Consider the following 233-nt stretch of genomic DNA (forward strand, 5'->3'; position numbering starts at 1 on the left):
CGTGCAGTGATGACATCTAAATTTTCGCCTAAACCACAACCATGAAAGCGTGAAAGATGTAGAGGTAGTTCATTAACCTGATGTAATGGCACTTCAACCAAACATGAGTCGCCATACCCCGTAGTCACTCCGTAGATAACCCCCTCTTCCTCAAGGAGTTGATCGAGAAAATCAGCACCTTTTTGAATCAGTTCACGCCACTCAGACGTTTCTGGTAAAGCAACCTGACATTC

Annotated in this window: 1 protein-coding gene; it reads right to left on the reverse strand. The window is 44.6% G+C overall.

Features of this window, described 5'->3' with window-relative positions:
• A partial coding sequence (locus UC75_RS21710) for an aromatic amino acid lyase (RefSeq protein ID WP_228137396.1) occupies nt 1-233 on the reverse strand: 233 nt, incomplete at both ends.

It is taken from the genome of Acinetobacter sp. V2 (assembly GCF_001188385.1).
Lineage (GTDB): Bacteria > Pseudomonadota > Gammaproteobacteria > Pseudomonadales > Moraxellaceae > Acinetobacter > Acinetobacter oleivorans.